This window comes from Desulfuromonas versatilis, assembly GCF_019704135.1.
Taxonomy (GTDB): Bacteria; Desulfobacterota; Desulfuromonadia; order Desulfuromonadales; family NIT-T3; genus Desulfuromonas_A; species Desulfuromonas_A versatilis.
Genome location: NZ_AP024355.1, coordinates 144,283 through 162,493 on the forward strand (window position 1 = coordinate 144,283; position 18,211 = coordinate 162,493).

The window sequence follows — 18,211 nt, forward strand, 5'->3', positions numbered from 1 at the left end:
TGATTTTCAATGCCCTCTTTTGAAGACCTCGATGAGGCGCCGGGAGGCGGCCCCCGGGGTTGTGATCCCCTGCGCCACTGCCTGCTGCATCTGGGTGAGCAGGGCGGCGACGTTCCGATCGTGCATAAACAGATCTTTCAGATCGTTCATGGTCAGGGTCCACATCCAGTCGGTGGCCTGCAGGCGGCGTTTCTGTTCGAATTCGCCGCTGGCCTTCATCGCCTGGGTGAAATCGTGCACGGTCTGCCAGGCTTCGGCGATCCCCTGCTTGTGCAGGGCACTGCAGAGCCGAACCGGTACCTGCCAATTGGTGCTCTTGGGTTTGAGCAGGTGCAGGGCGTTGAGGTACTGCTGTCGGGCCAGTTCGGCCTTGGGGCGATTGTCCCCTTCGGCCTTGTTGATGAAGATGGCGTCGGCGATCTCCATGACCCCTTTTTTGATCCCCTGCAGCTCGTCGCCGGCTCCCGGCAGCTGCAGCAGCATGAAGAAATCGACCATGGAGGCGACGGTGATCTCCGATTGGCCGACGCCGACGGTCTCGACGATGATCACATCGTAGCCGGCGGCCTCGCAGACGAGCATGGTTTCGCGGGTCTTGCGGGCGACCCCGCCGAGGGTGTCTCCGGAGGGGGAGGGGCGGATGAAGGCGTTGGGGTCGCGGGAAAGAGCCTCCATGCGGGTCTTGTCGCCGAGGATGCTGCCCCCCGAGAGCTGCGAAGTGGGGTCGACGGCGAGTACCGCCACCTTGTGGCCGAGGCCTGTCAGGTGCAGGCCGAGGGCCTCGATGATGGTGCTCTTGCCGGCGCCGGGGACGCCGGAGATGCCGAGGCGGATGGAGTTGCCCGAGGCGGGCAGCAGTTCGTCGAGCAGGGTGGTGGCGGCGACCGAGTGGTCGATATTGCGGCTCTCGACCAGGGTGATGGCCTTGGCCAGGGCGCGCAGCTGACCTTTTTTGACCCCCTCGGCGATGTCGTGGAGTTTGATCATAAAGTCAAGGTCTCTGAACCGGAAAGGGGCGGGTCTTAAACCCGCCCCTTCCTAACGAATGCATTGTAGGGGCGATCCTTGTGATCGCCCGTTGTCTCCCGTTGATTTCCCCCTGTCGGAAAGGGGGAGGGCACATGCCGCGGGCGAATAATGTATTCGCCCCTACGAGCGTTTTTCCTCGATCGCCTCGAGGGTCTCGCCGGCCGAGATGGTGATCGGGGTGCCCGGTCCGAAGATGCGGGAGGCGCCGGCGGCGTAGAGGGCCTCGTAGTCCTGGCGGGGGATGACCCCGCCGCAGACGATGACGATGTCCTCGGCGCCGAGTTTTTTCAGTTCGGCGGCGAGCTGCGGCACCAGGGTCTTGTGCCCGGCGGCGAGGCTGGATACGCCGACCACGTGGACGTCGTTCTCCACGGCCATCTTGGCGGCCTCTTCCGGCGTCTGGAAGAGCGGGCCCACATCGACGTCGAAGCCGACGTCGGCGTAGGCGGTGGCCACCACCTTGGCGCCGCGATCGTGGCCGTCCTGGCCCATCTTGGCGATGAGGATGCGCGGGCGGCGTCCCTCGCCGGCGGCGAAGGCGTCGATGCGCTTTTTCAGTTCGGCGAAGTCCTTGTCCGATTCCACCACGGATCCGTAAGCTCCCGAGACCAGCTTGATTTCCGCCCGGTGGCGGCCGAAGACCTTCTCCATGGCATCGGAGATCTCACCCACCGAGGCGCGCTGGCGTGCGGCTTCGACACAGAGGCCGAGCAGGTTCTCCTTGCCATTCTGGCATGCCGCGGTGATGGCGGCAAGCGCCTTTTGGCAGGCGGCTTCGTCGCGGCCGGCGCGCATCTTCTGGAGCCGGGCGATCTGCGACTCGCGCACCACGGTGTTGTCGATGTCGAGGGTCTCGATGGGATCTTCCTTGGCCAGCTTGTACTTGTTGACGCCGACGATGACGTCGCGCCCCGAATCGATGGCGGCCTGCTTCTTGGCGGCCGACTCCTCGATGCGCAGCTTGGGCATCCCCGACTCGATGGCCTTGGTCATGCCGCCGAGGGCATCGATCTCGTCCAGAATCTTCTGTGCCTCCTCGATCAGCGAAGCGGTCAGCGACTCGACGTAGTAGGAGCCGCCCAGAGGATCGACGACCTTGGTGATGCCGGTCTCCTCCTGGATGATCAGCTGGGTGTTGCGGGCGATGCGCGCCGACTGGTCGGTGGGCAGGGCGATCGCCTCGTCCAGAGCGTTGGTGTGCAGCGACTGGGTGCCGCCGAGCACCGCGGCCAGCGCCTCGAGGGTGGTGCGGATGACGTTGTTGTAGGGGTCCTGCTCGGTGAGGCTCCACCCCGAGGTCTGGCAGTGGGTGCGCAGCATCAGCGACTTGGGGTTCTTCGGGTTGAAGCGGCTGATCAGCTTCGCCCAGAGGAAGCGGGCGGCGCGCAGCTTGGCGGCTTCCATGAAGAAGTTCATGCCGATGCCGAAGAAGAAGGAGAGCCGCGGCGCGAAGGCGTCGATGTCGAGCCCGCGGGCCAGGGCGGCCTTGACGTACTCGAGGCCGTCGGCCAGGGTGAAGGCCAGCTCGAGCGCCGCATTGGCGCCGGCCTCCTGGATGTGGTAGCCGGAGATGGAGATCGAGTTGAAGCGCGGCATGTACTTGCTGGTGTAGTCGATGATGTCGGAGATGATCCGCATCGAAGGCTCGGGCGGGTAGATGTAGGTGTTGCGGACCATGAACTCCTTGAGGATGTCGTTCTGGATGGTCCCGGCGAGCTGCTCCTGTTTGACCCCTTGCTCCTCGGCGGCGACGATGTAGTTGGCCATGATCGGCAGCACCGCGCCGTTCATGGTCATCGACACCGAGACCTGGTCGAGGGGGATGCTGTCGAAGAGGATCTTCATGTCCTCCACCGAGTCGATGGCCACCCCGGCCTTGCCGACGTCGCCGACCACTCGCGGGTGGTCAGAATCGTAGCCGCGGTGGGTGGCCAGGTCGAAGGCGACTGAAAGCCCCTGCTGGCCGGCGGCGAGGTTGCGCTTGTAGAAGGCGTTGGACTCCTCGGCGGTGGAAAAGCCGGCGTACTGGCGCACCGTCCAGGGGCGGCCGGCGTACATGGACGCCATCGGCCCGCGCACGAAGGGGGCGATGCCCGGCAGGGTGTCGGCGGTCTCCAGGTTTTCGGTGTCGGCCCGGGTGTAGAGGGGCTTGACCTGGATCCCCTCGGGGGTGTCCCAGTTCAGCCGGGAGAGGTCGTCGGACTTGATTTCCTTCCGGACCAGCGACTCCCAGTCGGGCAGAGCTTTTTTCTTGAAATCACTCATAGTTTGACCCTCGTTTGCTGAGCTTCACGTTGTTGTCCCGGCCTGGCCTACGGCCCGCCGGAAGCCTCGAAAATCAAGGGAGGACCGACCCGTCCGGGCGATCCTCTTCGCTGCCTGTCCGGTGAATCACTGTCCGCTGCTGGCCAGCCCGCCCGCCGCGCTTCAGCGGGTGACCACCGCCAAGACCTGGACCTCCTCGCCGTCGTAGGAGAGCAGGCGGTGGCGCAGGGAGGAGTCGAAATAGACCGCATCCCCCTCCTCGAGAATCAGCCGTTCCTCGTCGAGCAGCACCTCGGCGCGGCCTTTGAGGATCAACAGGAACTCCTCGCCGTCATGATTGTAGAGGGTTTCCTCGCCGGCACGTTCGGAGACCGTCACCATGAACGGTTCCATCTTCTTGTTGCGCTTGCGGAAGGAGAGCGCCTCGTAGGTGTAGCCGTGGCCGGTGCCGGCCTTGGAGATGACCCGGCTGACCACCCGCCGTTCGCCGCGCTTGACGACCTCGAACTTGCGCTCCTCCTCCTCGTCCTCGAAAAAGTGCCCCATCTTCACGTCGAAAAAACGCGCGATCTTGGAGAGGGTGGCGATGGGAGGGGAGACGTTGTTGTTTTCGATCTGCGAAATCAGCGCCGGGGAAAAGCCGGTTTCGCGGGCCACGTCCTGCAGGGTGAGTTTGCGGGCCTTGCGCAATTTTTTGATTTTCGACCCGATGTTGAAATCCATATGCCAGCTCTGGTAAAAAATAAAAAATAGTTTTATTGAGAGTTGGATATATACAGAATCTCGTTGGTTTGTCAATAAGAATAATTTATTTTCGATAAAAAGAACACCCTAAATTTTAGGCTCACTGTCTGGGCTGGTTTTCCTCCTGCCGGGTGAAAATCAGGAGATGGGACAGGTTTTTTTCCAGAGTCAAATTTCGTTTTAAATCGGAAATTATCCGGCCGACTCCGAACAGCATCCCTGGGACTTTTTCCGGGGGGAGTGCGCTGCAGCTCTGATATGTCGTCATCGCCCTCCTGCGCCTGCCCCCCGTATTGACTTTTCCGGCCAAATCCACTAGGTTCTACCCTGTACGAAATTCTGCCGCACGGGCAGGGGCAGGGTACTTAGGACATGACCCGGCTCATCCGGCCACGCCCGTGAATCCCTTTTATTAGGAGCCTCTTGCAAAAGTCGAAATCTATTGCGATCGGCTGCCAACGCCCTGCGCGGCGTCTTGGTCGAAAAATCGTCCTCTATGTGGCTATTGCCACGCTTCCGGCGATTTTGCTCCTCATCCTTGCGCAGAACGTTTTCGCTTGATCTCATATCAAATGACAATTCCGACTTTTGCAAACGGCTCAAAGGATCGCTGCTTGTCCAGAAAAAACTTTGATTTTCCATTGGGGATTCGCCTCTGGCCAAACGAGGGCCAGGGACGCACCCGCCGCATTGCCGAAGGTTATAGCTTCTCTCCCCTGGAGAATTCCACCGACTCCTTCCGCTTCAGTGCCATGGTTGGCTCCCACAAGGTCGAGCCCCTGTTTCGCTCCATGGCGCAGAGCCTGCCCGAAGAGTCGTTCTTCATCCTCGAGTTCTATCAGGAGGAGATGCAGGCCCAGGCGGACGAACAGCCCTCGCCCGTCATCTATTACTCGCCCTACCTGGAGACCTCCGAGATCCTGGATACCATCGCTCCGTACCTGCCGCGCCTGATTCACGACGGCTTTGTCGGTTTCGGCCTGGCCAACAACCGGGCGGGGATGGAAATTTTTTATTCGGAAGAAAAGGTCTTCACCTGTTTCACCGGGAACCACATCCGAGCCATGGATCTTTTCTCCCGCAACGGTCTGCGGCACAACCCCGAGCAGCTGTTCCCCACCGATTTCGGCCATGACCACCTTTCGCTGCTCTGCCACGCTCGCGGCACCCTTCCCGAGCCTTTCCGCTCGATGGGCGAAGTCGAGCTCGATTATGATAATTTCTGTGCCGATTTGACGGATCTGCTCGACATGTATCCGGTGGAGGATAATCTGTCCTTCTTCCTGTCCAAGAAGGAGCAGGACCTGATCGAGGAGCGGCTTCTCTCCCACGAGGAGTTTTCCCTGTTCGCCGAGGAGGATTTCGGCAGTCTCCTGCTCGACTGGAACGACTTCGTCGGCGAATGCGAGACGGGCTTCACCGGGGACCTCTGGGAATACCGGGAGGGACTCAAGCTGCGGGACATGATCCAGTTCGTCATCGAGGGGATTTCCTCTGCGCTGCAGCACAAGATCCTCGACATCATCGCCGATGCGGACGCCAAGCTGCAGAAAAACCTGGTCGACCGGCGCAAGCGGCTCGATCCGCCCCTGGCCCTTCCGGCCAGCCAGGAGCGGTTCTGGTACGCCGGCATGGTCCGCAATCAGGGGGCCGACCTGCGCCGCGATCTCATCCGGGTCGGATGGTACAAGCCCTGAAAAACCTGTTCGACGTTCGCTGTTCCGCGTTCGCGGTTGAAAATTCTTGAACCCGGAACACCGAACCTCGAGCCTCCAACCCCGAACTTCTCCCCCCATGCTCGCTCTTATCGCCGCCGTACCGATGGAAACCGAACTGCTGCGTCAGCAGCTGTTTCCCTGCGAGGTGCGTGAATGCGGCCGCCGCGAACTGCTGCAGGGGCGGCTTTCCGGCCGGCCGGTAGCACTGCTGCACAGCGGGGTCGGCAAGGCCGGCGCCGCCGCGGCGACCCAAGCGCTTCTCGAAAAGCTGCGCCCCGCAGCGGTGATCAACTTCGGCTGCGGCGGGGCCTATCCCGGCAGCGGGCTGCGGGTGGGCGACCTGGCCCTGGCCAACGAAGAGGTGTTCGGCGATGAGGGGGTGATCGCTCCCGCGGGGTTTCTGGACATGGAGCAGCTAGGGTTTCCCCTGCTGGAAAAAGGCGGGCGTCGGCTGTTCAACCGTTTTCCCGTCGATGGCCAGCTGCTCGGGTCCGCCAGGCGCCTGCTGGCCGACTTCGCTCTGGCCCAGGGGTGCAAAATGGCGGTGGGGCCGCTGGTGACCGTATCGAGCTGCTCGGGACTAGAGCGGCTGGGCTGGGAGCTGGCCGAGCGCACCGGCGGGATCTGCGAAAACATGGAAGGCGCCGCCGTGGCCCAGCAGTGCGCGTTGTATGACACTCCGCTGGTCGCTCTGCGCGGCATTTCCAACCTGGTGGAAGATCGGGACATGAAGCGCTGGGATCTCAAGCTGGCGGCCCGCAATGCCCAGTTGGCCGTCCAGACCCTGCTCGCACACTGGCCCCTGGTCAAGGAGACGGCATGACGCGGACCCTGAGCCTGGGCTATTCCCCCTGCCCCAACGACACCTTTATCTTCTATGCCCTCGTCCACGGCCGGATTCCCCTGGAGGGTATTCAATTGCGGGAGCGCCTTGAGGATGTCGAGACTCTTAACCGCCTGGCCCTCGATGCGGTGCTCGACCTGACCAAGATCTCCTATCACGCCCTGGGGCATCTGCGCCGGGACTACGCCCTGCTGCGCAGCGGCGGTGCCCTCGGCCGGGGCTGCGGGCCGCTGGTCGTCACCCGCCAGGCCGCTTCCATGGAGGCGCTGCGCGGCTGCACAATTGCCATCCCGGGGGAGTTGACCACCGCCAACCTGCTGCTTCAGCTCTACGGCGCCGGCTACGAGAACACTTCGATCATGCCCTTCGACCGGATCATGGCAGCGGTGCAGCGCGGGGAGGTGGATGCCGGGGTGATCATCCACGAGTCGCGCTTTACCTTCCCCTCCTACGGGCTGGTTCAGGTGGCGGACCTGGGAGCCTGGTGGGAGCGGGAAACGGGTCATCCCATCCCCCTGGGCGGAATCCTGGCCCGGCGCTCCCTCGGCCCCGAGCTGATCTCCCGCATCGACGGCGCCATCCGGAGCAGCATCGAGTATGCCTTTGCCCACCCCGAAGAAACCAAAGGCTATATCAAGCGCCACTCCCAGGAGCTGTCCGATCCGGTGATCGAAAGCCATATCGGGCTGTATGTCAACGAGTTTTCCCTCGATCTCGGTGTCGCTGGCCAGGCGGCGATCGAAGAGCTGTTTCAGCGTGCCGAGCGGCGCGGCATCATCCCCTCCTGCCAGTTGCCCCTGTTTGTCGATTGACCCCCCGAAACCGCCGTTCCGGCGTACACTCCCCCTGAAAACTTCTGTTTGGCAAGGCCTTGTTGCATTTTTTTGCAATTTTTTTTCCTGGCCTGCCCATCAACCCCGGCAGAATGGCTGGGTTGGACCTGATTCATTTAAAATATCGGTATATTCCTGGCCGTGGAATTAACTTGAATAATTTCAAGGCATTGTCGCTTGGAAAGCCGGGTTGAAAAAATATAATTTAGTGACATTTTAAACTTTCGGTATGCAGAGCAAAACAGGCCCGACGTGTAACATATTGTTTTATAATAGGAAATCAGAATTTTTTTGTTGCTGCCAAAATTTCAGACGGTATACTGACTACGCTTAGTGTTAGTTTTGACCATATCGGGGGAAAGGAGAATCGCCATGAGGTGCCCTGTCTGCAAAAGCCATAAAATTTCGGGAATGGATCTTTACACCGAGGGATTCGCAGAAAACCTTAACGAGTGTTCGATCTGCGGAACTCTCTGGTCGGTGAACCACGGCATGATGGAAGTGGTTCGGGACGCTCAGGACAAATCGTTTCTGGGAGCCATCACCGAATGTGTTGAAGGCGACGATTACTGCCTGGTAGCCTGATACCCGCCCCGGCTGAAACCGCCACAACCGTCGAAAAAAGCGCTGCAACGCAAAAGCCCTGCCGGGTTACGGCAGGGCTTTTGCGTTTTGCGGTAAAGCGGATTTTTTCCCCTGAATGCTTACAGAATCGCCTCAAGGTACTTGCCGGTGGTCTCGCGCTTCATCTTTTCCAGCTCCTTGGGATCGACCTCGACGAACTTCTCGTCCGGGGTGACCTTGAAGATCGGCTGGCCCTTCTGCACGATGATCCCCTCGGTGCCGTCGATGAGGATCTTGTCGACGGTCCCGGAGAATGGGGCGGGGACCTTGTTGAACATCTTCATGACTTCGAGGATGAACAGGGGCTGGCCCTTTTCGAAGTGCTCTCCTTCCTTGACGAAGGCGGGTAGCCCCGGGGCCTCCTGGGCGTAATACATGCCGCCGCCCGGGGTGACGATCTCGTCGGCCTTGGTGGCCGGCGGCGGCACCAGCACCTTCTTCATGGCCGCTTGCAGGTCGGGGTCGGTCAGGTAGCCGGGGATGGTGACCTCGAGGTCGTCCTCGACGCGGAAATCAAAGAACTCGGTGCGGTCGGCGATCAGGAACAGGATGCCGAACAGTTCGTTGCCGATCTCGTAGCCCTGGTGGGCCGCCTGGATCTTTTCCCAGGTCTCCTTGTCGAAGCCCCCCTGGGGCTTGTCCTTGCCGAGCATGTCGTTGAGCTTGGCGTAGTCTTCCTTGGCCAGGCCGAACTTCTCGCGCAGGTCGGCGTAGAACTGCAGGGCGTTCTGCAGCAGTTCGTTGTCGTGCGACCAGATCACCTCGGCGGAAGGGCGCGCCGGGTCGAAGCTCATGTTCAGGTACTCGTAGGTCTCCTCGAGCACCACCAGCGGGTTGCGCAGCCAGACCAGTTTGCCTTTTTCGAGCTTGAAGTTCTTCTTGTTGATGCTCAGCCAGCCGGCAAGCAGGTGGGGATCCTTGAGCAGAACCTCCATCGGCCGGGTCAGCAGGGTCCCTTTGCGGTCGAGAATCTCCGAGACGCTCTTGGCGACCTCGGGATCGCCGGCGTAGAGCTTGGCGAAGTGCTTTTTCATCGCCAGGAAGGCGAAGACTACGTCGAGCTTGTTGGCCTCTTCCTTGAGCTTGCCGACCAGGGTCAGGTAGGGGACGACGAAGCGGGTGGTCGGCTTGGCCATGACGTTCTGGCCGAGGAACCAGTTGACCAGCCCGTAATGGAACTCGAGGTTGGTGGCCAGGTTGGTGCCGCGCAGCACGGTGGAGCGCAGGACCTTGGCCAAGTGGTTGTAGCTATCGAGGCGGTCCTCACCCTTGGTGAGCAGCAGGGCGATGTTGGAGTCGTAGGCCCCGGCCAGGGTGTAGCGCATGAACAGCCCGGTGTCGGGGTTGGGGATGCAGATCCCCTGGTCGTCGCGGATCTCGCCCTCGATGGGGGTGGACCAGTAGCGGATCACCCCGCCGGCGCTCGGCGAAAGGGAGCAGTCGGTGGCGTTGAGACGGGCCTCGGCGCCGGCGCCGAAACGGGCAATCCGCTCGGGGCGGGGCAGGCGCTCTTTGTGCAGAGCGAGCAGGGCCATGGCCTCGACCAGCGACTCGACGACGAAGAAGTCGTTCTTGTCCTTGGGGTTGGTGAACTTGAGGCTGTAGACCAACTCGGTGACCCGGTGCTCGACCTGGATGCGAGTGTTGACCTCCATGAAGTAGTGGCGGTCGCGGTCGACGATGCACTCGAAGGTCGAGGCCGAGTCGAGGCCGACGGCCTTGCCGAAGCGCTCGGACTCCTCCTCCATGCGCTTGAGGACCTTGAGGTCGGACTCCAGCGCCTTGACCTGGGCCTTGAGCCCGGCCTTCTTGGCTTGGTCGATCTCGTGGGCGAGCCCTTCCTGGGTGACGGAGATCTCGAGCAGCTTCTGCTCGTGCATCTGCAGCGAGCAGTCGCGGCCGCCCAGGGCGATGCACCAGTCGCCGTTGCCGAGCAGCTGGATCTCGTTGTGGCGGGTCTGCTCGATGTTGAGCTCGATCAGCACGTTCTTGTTGTCGCCGACGCCGGTGGCCTTGACCTCGCCAAGCACCTCGCGCACCAGGCCCGGGGCGTTGGCGGCGGCTTTCTCGATATCGGCGGCGCTGGGGTTTTTCTTGGTCAGCAGCGAGGCGCCGAGGATGCGCTGGCCTTTGCCGCCGCCGCCACCGATGGCCTTGAGGCGGATGCGGCTGCCCGGGTAGTTTTTGAACATCTCGGCGCATTCGGTCTTGACCTGCTGGCAGAGCTCCTCGATGGAGAACAGGTCGAGGCCCTTTTCGTAGGAGGCCATGAGGATCTTGTCGGCCAGCTCCTCGAGGGAGAGCTTCTTGTTGTCGAGGACCTTTTTGTCGACCTTCAGCCCCTCGGCCTTGACCACCGCCACCAGCGCCTCGCGGCTGGGGTGCTTCTTGATCAGGGTGCGGGCGGTGACGTTGTCGATGCCCGGGGTGACCGAAACGTTGACCGTGAGCGCGGTGCGCTTGGCCTCGTCCTTTTTACCGGCGCCGCGCTGGGTGGCCGAGCAGGGACCGATGAACTTGAGACCGGCCTTTTCGATGGCGGCGACGAACTCGTCATCCTCGGCCATGAAGCCGTAGCCGGCGAAGATCGAGTCGTAGCCGTTGTCCTTGGCGATCTGGATGATCTGGCCGATGCGCTCGACGCGCTCTTCCTTGCTGGCCCCGGTGTAGTCGGGCACCCGGTGCACGCGGTTGTTGTCGGTGAGCTTGCGCAGCTCGGGCGACAGGGCGTTGGGATAGACGATGGAGTCCTTTTCCGAGAGCAGGATCCCGTAGTGGCTGATCCCCATCTCTTCGTAGACGGTCATCGCCTCCATGCGGATCGGCCCGCGGCAGACGATCAGCGGCTTGAGCTCCACGCAGGAGAAGGAGCGGACCCACTCGGAGGAGGACAGGCCCAAGCGGCGATCGCGGTGGATCAGCGGATTGTTGCTGTACAGGTCGGTGGTCTGTGCCATGGGTTTTATCTCCAGATCGAAATCTTTATTCGCCTTCATTCAATTAACTCCTCCAGCCGATTAATGGAATTCGCGCTGCACCGCCTGCCAGGCGCAGGGCTTGTAGTGGCGCAGCAGGAAGTTCATGTTTTTGCCGAGCACCTCGCGCAGGTCGGTCGGCATGACGATGGAGGAGATGGAGCCCAGCGCGAGACCTTCCTTGGGATTCATCAGTTCCTTCTCGTAGCGCAGGTTGAGAGCGCCCTCCTCGGCCTTGAGCCACTCGGCGGCCTCCTTCTCGGCGTCCTTTTTGGCGTCCACCCCGTCCATGCCGGCGGCGATGCGCTCGGCGGCGCCTTTCTTGACCATGTCGGCCACGGTGCCGCGGATCTTGCGCAGCTCGTTCTTGTAGACGAACTCCTTGCCGGCCGGGCCCATGACCGCCAGGCGGGTGGTGGGCAGGGCCAGCACCAGGTCGGCGCCGGTGGGGTAGTTGTTGTAAGAGGCGTAGGCGCCGCCGAAGGCGTTGCGCAGGATCAGCAGGATGCGCGGGGTGCGCACGTCGACGATCGAGTCGAGCATCGAGCGGCCGGCCTGGACGATGCCGCGGGCTTCCTGCTCGCGACCGGGGAGGAAGCCGGTGGTGTCTTCCATGAAGATCAGCGGGATGTTGTAGATGTTGCAGAAACGCACGAAGCGGGCGATCTTCAGCGCCGAGTCGCAGTCGATCTGGCCCGAGGCGACCGCCGAGTTGTTGGCGACGAAACCGACCACGTTGCCGCCGAGGCGGCCGAAGGCGGTGATCGCCTCGCGGGCGCGGGTCGGCTGGATTTCGAAATAGTCGCCGTGGTCGCAGATCTGCTGGATGATGATCGAGACGTCGAAGGGGGTGTTGAACCCGGTCGGCGAGTTGAAGGCCTTTTTCAGCAGGGTGTTGATCTCCCAGGTCTTGCGGTCGAGCGGATCGCTGGTCTCCTGGAAGGGGGCCATGCTGAAGTTGTTGTCGGGGATGTAGCTGAGCAGGCGCACCGCGGTGCGCAGGGCGGCGGTTTCATCGGCCACGGCCAGGTCGGTGACGCCCGAGGCGCTGTGGACCTTGGGGCCGCCGAGCTCCTCGGGGGTGATGTCCTCGCCGAGCACCGACTTGACCACGCCGGGGCCGGTCAGGCCGAAGAAGGTGTCCTCGGGCTGGATGACGAAGCTGCCCTGGCGCGGCAGGTAGGAGCCGCCGCCGGCGTTGAAGCCGAACATGCACATGATCGAGGGGACCACGCCGCTGATCTTGCGCAAGGCGGTAAAGGCCTCGGCGTAGCCGTCGAGGCCGCCGACCCCGGCGGGGACGAAGGCGCCGGCCGAGTCGTTCATGCCGATCAGCGGGATCCCCTTCTCGCCGGCCATGTACATGAGACGGGCCAGCTTCTGGCCGTTGGTGGCGTCGATGGAACCGGCGCGCACGGTGAAGTCATGGCCGTAGAGGGCCACGTCGCGGCCGTTGACGTTGAGGATGCCGGTGACCAGCGAGGCGCCGTCGAGGTTCTTGCCCCAGTTCTGGAACAGGATGTTCGGCTCGCTCTCGGTGAGGACCTTGATCCGCTCCCAGACGGTCATGCGGTTCTTGAAGTGCTGCTTCTCGATCTGGCTGACCTGGACCGATTTGATCGGGCGCTCGATCAGGTCGTGGCCTTCCTTCATGACTTCTTCATACGGGCCGGTCTTGCCGGCGATCTCCCCGGGAATGGTGAATTCGACTTTTTCTGCTGTGGCCAAAGGGTTCTTCAGTGATGGTTTAATCGTTTTTTTGGACATCTCGCGTATCCCTCTGATGAGTGAGAATTGGTCTCCCGGAAAGCGGCGTCAGGCACCGTCGACCGCTCTGCCTGATGACTGCAACAGCTTGCTGTGAAGGCGAAAAAGCTTAAAACGATGTTTCTCGAGCACCCCGCTACAAAACAAAAATCTCATCAAATTGTCAAGCAAATTTTTTATTTAGGATAAAAAACAACAGATGTCTCGAAAGACATTTTTGACTGCTACCGAAACCACTTAGCTATCTCGGCAAGTTCCCCGGGGTTTCCGGGAAGGCCTTGGAAGCGCCGCTGGATGAATCGCATATCCCGGTGAATTCAGAAATAAAATCGGGTTTTGTGAATCAAGCTGAGGCGGGCGGGGCGAAGGGGCGGGGGGCGCCGGCCGGGGCGCGGCCGCGCCCCGGCGCCGATGAACGGCGGCTTAGATAATTCTGGGTAAAATTTTTCCCGGGGCGGGGACAGGGCGAAAAAAACAGGGGCGCCGGAGGGCGCCCCTGGGGGGTGTGGCGGGAATCGGCTTGGCGAGCGGGAGGCTACCCTCGCATGTGGACCGCTTTGATGAAGTGGGCGTCCACCGCCTCGGCAAGGCGCCTGATGGTCGCCTCGTCCGCGGGGGTGTCGAGGGAGAGTACCACCATGGCCTCGCCGGCCTTGGCGCGACGCCCGAGGTTGAGCGAGCCGATGTTGATGCCCGCTTCGCCGAGGATGGTGCCGATTTTGCCGATCAGCCCCGGGCGGTCGGCGTAGGTGATCACCAGCATGTGCTCCTCGGGGGAGAAGTCGGTGAGGAAGTCGCGCATCTTGACGATCTTGGGGATCCCCTCGAACATGGTCCCGGCGATGGTGCGCTTGCCCTCGGGGGTCTCGAGCACCAGGGTGACCATGTTGGAGAAGGACTCGGATTCGGTGGTGCGCACCTCCTCGACGACCATCCCCTTGTTGCGGGCGACCAGGCGCGCATTGACCATGTTGACCTCCTGGTCGGTATGGCGGCCGAGCAGGGCGGCCAGGCCGCAGACGGTCAGGGGGGCACAGTCGAAGCGGGCCAGCTTGCCGTTGTAGGCGAAGGTGACCTTGCTGGGGTTGGAGGGGGCCAGCTGGGAGACGAATTCGCCGATCTTGCTGACCAGGCCCATGAAGGGGCGCATGTGCTCCATCAGGTCGGGGTCGAACTTGGGGATGTTGACCGCGCTCTCCATCGGCAACCCGTCGAGATAGTGGATGATCTCGCGGCCGACATCCACCGCCACGTTCTTCTGCGCTTCGAAGGTGTTGGCGCCCAGGTGCGGGGTGACCACCATGCGCGGGTGGGCGATGAGCTTTTTCAGGGTGTCGGTGGCCGGCGGTTCCTCGCTCCAGACGTCGAAGGCGGCCCCGGCGGCCTTGCCGCTTTCCAGGGCGGCGAGCATCGCCTCTTCGTTGATGATGCCGCCGCGGGCGCAGTTGATGAGGATCACTCCGTCCTTCATCCTGTCGAAGTGCGCGGCGTTGATCAGGTCGCGGGTCTCCTCGTTGAGCGGCGTGTGCACGGTGATGATGTCCGAGTAGCGCACGATGTCCTCCAGGGGAACCAGGCGCACCCCCAGGTCTTCGGCCCGCTTTTCGGCGATGTAGGGGTCGCAGGCGATCACCTCGGCTTCGAAGGCCTTGGCGCGCAGAGCGACCCGGCCGCCGACCTTGCCCAGGCCGATGACGCCGATGGTCTTGCCCTTGAGCTCGTAACCGGTGAAGGGGGCGCGTTTCCATTCGCCGCTCTTGAGGCTGGAATTGGCAATCGTCACCTTGCGGCACAGCGACAGCAGAATCGCCAGGGTGTGCTCGGCCGCCGAGTTGACGTTGCCGAAGGGGGCGTTGACCACGATGATCCCCTTGTTGCTGGCGGCCTCGACGTCGACATTGTCGATGCCGACCCCGGCGCGGGCGACGATCTTCAGCCCGTGGGCGTGGTCGAGCAGGGCCTGGTCGACGCGGGTGCCGCTGCGGGTGATGATCGCCTCGTAGCCGCCGACCAGCTTGTGCAGCTCATCGACCGGCAGGCCGAGCTTGATGTCGAGTTCGATGCGGGGATCGTTGAGCAGGGGCTGCAGCCCCTCCTGGGAAATTTCATCGGTGACGAGAACTTTCATCGGCATTCCTTCCCTTGCCTGGTTTTGCTGGGCCTGTTCGGACCCTGGGGGCGAAAAAACGTTAGAGTCTAAACCGTACGTAACGGACTGTCAACGCCGTATACCCGCTGGCCTCCGGGTTACTTGACCACCTTGAGACGCCCTGGCCGGGGTGGCTCGGCGGGGGCCTGGGGTTCGGGGTCGGGGGCGTCCTCCTCCATGCCGAGGCTGGGCAGGGTGCCGGCCTCGACCATCCTCGCCACCGAGTCGGCGATGGCCAGACACTGCTTCATGCAGACCTTGCGTGCCGGGCAGCCGGAGCAGTCGGCCTGCCCGCCGGCGACCCGCAGGGCATGGATGACCAGATCGACACTCATGGGATGGTTCAGGGGGATGAAGAACATCGGAAACTCCTGTTCGAGGTTCGACGTTCGCAGTTCGACGTTGCGAGGCGTTTTAACCTCGAACATCGAACTGCGAACCGCGAACGGCTTTTACAAGCTCTTGCCCGCCACCTTGGCGAACTCGGCGAGTTTTTTCATCATGGCGGCGAATTCCGCCGGGCGCAGGGACTGGGGCCCGTCGCTGGCGGCCTTTTCCGGGTGGGGGTGCACCTCGACGATCAGCCCGTCGCAGCCGGCAGCCACCGCAGCGTAGCTCATGGAGGGGACCAGGTGGGCGTGCCCGGTGGCGTGGGAGGGGTCGATGATCACCGGCAGGTGGGTCTGCCCCTTGAGCACCGGCACCGCCGAGATGTCCAGGGTGTTGCGGGTGGCGGTCTCGAAGGTGCGGATGCCGCGCTCGCAGAGCATCACCCGGCGGTTGCCCTCGGCCAGGATGTACTCGGCGCTCATCAGGAACTCCTGGATGGTGGTGGCCATGCCGCGCTTGAGCAGCACCGGCTTGTCGAGCTGGCCGAGCATCTTGAGCAGGGCGAAGTTCTGCACGTTGCGCGCCCCGACCTGCATGATGTCGGCATAGCGGGCCACCAGCTCCACGTCGCGGGGATTGACCACCTCGGTGATGATCGGCAGCCCGGTGGCCTCCCGGGCCAGGGCCAGCAGCTTGAGCCCCTCTTCTTCCATCCCCTGGAAGGAGTAGGGGCTGGTGCGGGGCTTGAAGGCGCCGCCGCGCAGCACCGTCGCCCCGGACTGCTTGACCGCGTGGGCGGTCTCCAGAATCTGCTCCTCGCTCTCCACCGAGCACGGCCCGGCCATGACCACCATCTTGTCGCCGCCGACCTGCAGCCCCGGGGCGATCTCCACCACGCTCGGCTCGGGTTTCACCTCGCGGCTGGCCAGCTTGTAGGGCTTGAGGATGGGGACCACGTTCTCCACCCCGGGCATCGATTCGAGCGACTGCAGCACCGACTTGCCCCGCTCGTCGCCCACCGCGCCGATGACGTTGCGGGTTTCGCCGTGGATCACGTGGGGCTTGTAGCCCAGCTCGCGGATACGTTTTTTGACTTCAGCCAGTTGCTCTTTGCTCGCGCCCTGCATCATAACGATGATCATGCCTTGTTCTCCCTTTTGATCGATAGAGGTTAACCGCGAAAAACGATGAAGGCCGCCCGGAGTTTCCCGACGGCCTTTTTATCGATCAAAAACGAAAGACCATGGGCGATCCGGAAACGGTCTGCCCATGGTCCCTGGTCTGTTTATCGGTGGCTTGCTACGCCAACAGACCTTCACCCCAGGCAGACGGCCTAAAATAAAAGCCGAACCAGAAGTAAAAGCTGCTGAAGATGGCAAAGCGTGCGAACATCGGAGGGTCTCCCAAAGAAACTTCCTCTCTATTAGCAAAGATAAAGATAAATAGCAAGAAAATAATTGAAATTCCCACCCTCAGGGAAGCTGCGTCCCGGTGCTCAGAGCGCCGAGGAAACTGCGCACCCAGTGGTGCACGTCGTAGCGGCGCACCTGGGTGCGCAGCATCCCCATGCGCCGTCGCCGCTCCTCGCCGGGCATGGTGAAGGCCCGGTGCATGGCGTCCGCGGTCCCCTCCACGTCGTAGGGGTTGACCAGCAGGGCGTGCTTGCCGAGCTGGTCGGCGGCCCCGGCGAACTCGCTGAGGATCAGCACCCCGTTGTTCTCCACCGAGGCGGCGCAGTATTCCTTGGCCACCAGGTTCATGCCGTCGCGCAGCGGAGTCACCAGGGCGATTTCCGAGGTGCGGTAATGGGCCAGCAGCTGGGTTCTCTCCAGGCTGCGGAAAACGTAATGGATGGGGATCCATCCGGGTTCGCCGAAGCGGGAATTGATCCGCCCCGAGAGCCGGTCGAGGGTTTGCTTGAGGTCCTGATAGTCGGGGACCTGGGTGCGGCTGGGCACCACCACCTGCAGCAGGCTGATGTTGCGGTGCAGGTCGGGGTACTTCTCCAGCGCCCGTTCGAAGGCCCGGAAACGCTCGGGGATCCCCTTGGTGTAGTCGAGCCGGTCGACGCCGAGCATCACCTGGCGTCCTTCGAGGTTCTCGTGCAGGTACCAGGCGGCATCGGCCACCTCCTGGGATCGGGCGGCATCGTTGAACTCGGCGAAATCGATACTGATGGGGAAATGCCCCACCCGCACGATCCGCCCCTGGTAGCGGATCAGGGTCTGCGCGCGCTGGCGGCGCTCGACCTGCAACTCGGGGATCAGGGCGATGGCGCTGTTGACGAAGTTGCGCCGGTCGCGCAGGGTCTGGAAACCGACCAGGTCGTAGGCCAGCAGGGCGGTGAGGATCTCGCGGTTCCAGGGCAGGCGGCGGAACAGGTCGTGGGTGGGGAAGGGGATGTGCAGGAAAAAGGCCAGCTTCTGGCGCAGTCCCAGCTCGCGCAGCTGGGCGCCGACCATGATCAGCTGGTAGTCCTGGACCCAGACCAGGTCGTCTTCGCCGGTGCGCGAGGCCACCACGTCGGCGAAGCGGCGGTTGACCTCCAGGTAGGTCTGCCAGTCATCGCCGCGGAAGCGGCAGTTGCCGAGCAGGTCGTGAAACAGCGGCCAGAGCGCCGAGTTGGAAAACCCCCGGTAGTAGCGCTCTTCCTCCTCCTCGCTCAAGGGGACCGCGGCCAGCCGGTAGCCCTGCTCGCGGCCGAAGTTGTCGAACAGCTCATCGAGGGGCGGCCCTTCGCCGCACCCCGGCCAGCCGATCCACAACCCCTGGCGCGCCTTGATCACCGGCGCCAGGGCCGTCACCAGCCCGCCGGATCCCGGCTTGATCCGCCACTGGCCGGCCTCTTCGCCGACCGCGATGGGCAGGCGGTTGGAGACCACCACCAGGCGCTTGTCGTCGCTTTGCGTTTTTTCCGTCATCTTGTCGCCTTC

Annotated in this window: 13 protein-coding genes; 4 read left to right on the top strand and 9 right to left on the bottom strand. The window is 62.7% G+C overall.

Annotation, left to right across the window (positions count from 1 at the left end; translation table 11 throughout):
• Positions 1-6: 6 nt before the first annotated feature.
• The 3 genes from meaB to DESUT3_RS00615 all read right to left on the bottom strand — a co-directional run bounded on the left by meaB (position 7) and on the right by DESUT3_RS00615 (position 4,017).
• On the bottom strand, positions 7-987 hold the full coding sequence (meaB, locus tag DESUT3_RS00605) for a methylmalonyl Co-A mutase-associated GTPase MeaB (RefSeq protein ID WP_221250534.1): 981 nt from the start codon (positions 985-987) through the stop codon (positions 7-9).
• 162 nt (positions 988-1,149) lie between these two features.
• The gene (scpA, locus tag DESUT3_RS00610) at positions 1,150-3,294 is read right to left on the bottom strand and encodes a methylmalonyl-CoA mutase (protein ID WP_221250535.1); all 2,145 of its coding nucleotides are present in this window, start codon (positions 3,292-3,294) and stop codon (positions 1,150-1,152) included.
• 162 nt (positions 3,295-3,456) lie between these two features.
• A complete protein-coding gene (locus DESUT3_RS00615; RefSeq protein WP_221250536.1) occupies positions 3,457-4,017 on the bottom strand; it encodes a helix-turn-helix domain-containing protein in 561 nt (186 codons plus the stop codon).
• A 635-nt stretch (positions 4,018-4,652) separates the two neighbouring features.
• Between DESUT3_RS00615 and DESUT3_RS00620 the strand changes: the two genes are divergently transcribed.
• The 4 genes from DESUT3_RS00620 to DESUT3_RS00635 all read left to right on the top strand — a co-directional run bounded on the left by DESUT3_RS00620 (position 4,653) and on the right by DESUT3_RS00635 (position 8,018).
• Positions 4,653-5,735: a hypothetical protein gene (locus tag DESUT3_RS00620; RefSeq protein WP_221250537.1), complete on the top strand. Its 1,083-nt coding sequence runs from the start codon at positions 4,653-4,655 to the stop codon at positions 5,733-5,735.
• A 97-nt stretch (positions 5,736-5,832) separates the two neighbouring features.
• On the top strand, positions 5,833-6,579 hold the full coding sequence (mqnB, locus tag DESUT3_RS00625) for a futalosine hydrolase (RefSeq protein WP_221250538.1): 747 nt from the start codon (positions 5,833-5,835) through the stop codon (positions 6,577-6,579).
• Positions 6,576-7,412 carry a menaquinone biosynthesis family protein gene (locus tag DESUT3_RS00630; RefSeq protein ID WP_221250539.1) on the top strand — a complete coding sequence of 279 codons (837 nt, stop codon included), beginning with the start codon at positions 6,576-6,578 and terminating at the stop codon, positions 7,410-7,412. The genes mqnB and DESUT3_RS00630 overlap by 4 nt, the downstream gene beginning before the upstream one ends.
• A 393-nt stretch (positions 7,413-7,805) precedes the next feature.
• Positions 7,806-8,018: a hypothetical protein gene (locus tag DESUT3_RS00635; RefSeq protein ID WP_221250540.1), complete on the top strand. Its 213-nt coding sequence runs from the start codon at positions 7,806-7,808 to the stop codon at positions 8,016-8,018.
• 119 nt (positions 8,019-8,137) lie between these two features.
• On the opposite strand, the gene DESUT3_RS00640 is transcribed toward DESUT3_RS00635, so the two are convergent.
• The 6 genes from DESUT3_RS00640 to DESUT3_RS00665 form a co-directional block, all read right to left on the bottom strand.
• Complete coding sequence (locus DESUT3_RS00640) at positions 8,138-11,014, bottom strand: biotin/lipoyl-containing protein (protein WP_221252422.1); 2,877 nt, start codon at positions 11,012-11,014, stop codon at positions 8,138-8,140.
• 60 nt (positions 11,015-11,074) lie between these two features.
• Positions 11,075-12,799 carry an acyl-CoA carboxylase subunit beta gene (locus DESUT3_RS00645; protein ID WP_221250541.1) on the bottom strand — a complete coding sequence of 575 codons (1,725 nt, stop codon included), beginning with the start codon at positions 12,797-12,799 and terminating at the stop codon, positions 11,075-11,077.
• Positions 12,800-13,334: 535 nt separating this feature from the next.
• Positions 13,335-14,927: a phosphoglycerate dehydrogenase gene (gene serA / locus DESUT3_RS00650; RefSeq protein WP_221250542.1), complete on the bottom strand. Its 1,593-nt coding sequence runs from the start codon at positions 14,925-14,927 to the stop codon at positions 13,335-13,337.
• A 119-nt stretch (positions 14,928-15,046) separates the two neighbouring features.
• On the bottom strand, positions 15,047-15,376 hold the full coding sequence (locus DESUT3_RS00655) for a hypothetical protein (protein WP_225911584.1): 330 nt from the start codon (positions 15,374-15,376) through the stop codon (positions 15,047-15,049).
• 24 nt (positions 15,377-15,400) lie between these two features.
• Positions 15,401-16,420: a 3-deoxy-7-phosphoheptulonate synthase gene (aroF, locus tag DESUT3_RS00660; protein ID WP_221250543.1), complete on the bottom strand. Its 1,020-nt coding sequence runs from the start codon at positions 16,418-16,420 to the stop codon at positions 15,401-15,403.
• A 330-nt stretch (positions 16,421-16,750) separates the two neighbouring features.
• Positions 16,751-18,199 carry an alpha,alpha-trehalose-phosphate synthase (UDP-forming) gene (locus DESUT3_RS00665; protein ID WP_221250544.1) on the bottom strand — a complete coding sequence of 483 codons (1,449 nt, stop codon included), beginning with the start codon at positions 18,197-18,199 and terminating at the stop codon, positions 16,751-16,753.
• Positions 18,200-18,211: the final 12 nt, after the last annotated feature.

Coding starts and splice junctions, on each gene's coding strand:
- meaB (WP_221250534.1), bottom strand. CDS start 987: ATGATCAAACTCCACGACATCGCCGAGGGGGTCAAAAAAGGTCAGCTG.
- scpA (WP_221250535.1), bottom strand. CDS start 3,294: ATGAGTGATTTCAAGAAAAAAGCTCTGCCCGACTGGGAGTCGCTGGTC.
- DESUT3_RS00655 (WP_225911584.1), bottom strand. CDS start 15,376: ATGTTCGAGGTTAAAACGCCTCGCAACGTCGAACTGCGAACGTCGAAC.
- DESUT3_RS00630 (WP_221250539.1), top strand. CDS start 6,576: ATGACGCGGACCCTGAGCCTGGGCTATTCCCCCTGCCCCAACGACACC.
- DESUT3_RS00615 (WP_221250536.1), bottom strand. CDS start 4,017: ATGGATTTCAACATCGGGTCGAAAATCAAAAAATTGCGCAAGGCCCGC.
- DESUT3_RS00635 (WP_221250540.1), top strand. CDS start 7,806: ATGAGGTGCCCTGTCTGCAAAAGCCATAAAATTTCGGGAATGGATCTT.
- DESUT3_RS00640 (WP_221252422.1), bottom strand. CDS start 11,014: ATGGCACAGACCACCGACCTGTACAGCAACAATCCGCTGATCCACCGC.
- mqnB (WP_221250538.1), top strand. CDS start 5,833: ATGCTCGCTCTTATCGCCGCCGTACCGATGGAAACCGAACTGCTGCGT.
- aroF (WP_221250543.1), bottom strand. CDS start 16,420: ATGATCATCGTTATGATGCAGGGCGCGAGCAAAGAGCAACTGGCTGAA.
- serA (WP_221250542.1), bottom strand. CDS start 14,927: ATGAAAGTTCTCGTCACCGATGAAATTTCCCAGGAGGGGCTGCAGCCC.
- DESUT3_RS00645 (WP_221250541.1), bottom strand. CDS start 12,799: ATGTCCAAAAAAACGATTAAACCATCACTGAAGAACCCTTTGGCCACA.
- DESUT3_RS00665 (WP_221250544.1), bottom strand. CDS start 18,199: ATGACGGAAAAAACGCAAAGCGACGACAAGCGCCTGGTGGTGGTCTCC.